Consider the following 525-nt stretch of genomic DNA (forward strand, 5'->3'; position numbering starts at 1 on the left):
ACATAAGCACAATTCTATTTCTATACGGAGCACTTATATCGTTTTCTTTTTATCAGACTAATCGCTTAGTCAATTTGTTGGGATTAAATTAAGGTCAAGTATTTAAATGGGTTTTCTTTTAAGGGATAATTGTGAGCCCGATCATCAAACCATTAACTCGGAGACCTTTGTGTCAAAATCATCCATGTTCAAGAAGACTCTCGCAGGACTCTTACTGACGACGTCGGCCGTTGCTAACGCGAGCCAGTACGATATGAGCCGCCACTCAGAGTTTTCTTACACGCCTGATTGTATGTCAGGTTACTGCGAAACAACCAATCTGTACACCTTCGAATCTCAAAATCGCAGTCTTGCTTTTGAACAGAATAACGATGATTCTTTAAATCTTGACGCAGGCCTTCAGCCTAGACACCTTATCGTTCCTCAAGATAAGGACTGGGATTACCTAATGGGCCAGACGTACACCATTCTTGGCCTGAGTGTGGCTACTGTTGGTTTGATGACGTTTCTTCCTGAAAGCATTAC

General features: G+C 41.9%; 1 pseudogene. It reads left to right on the plus strand.

Going from position 1 to position 525, the window contains the following annotated elements:
- Window positions 1-184: 184 nt before the first annotated feature.
- Window positions 185-525: pseudogene (locus R7044_RS27850) on the plus strand (DUF3943 domain-containing protein); the annotation flags it as partial.

The sequence above is a fragment of the Vibrio sp. 1402 genome, assembly GCF_033340275.1.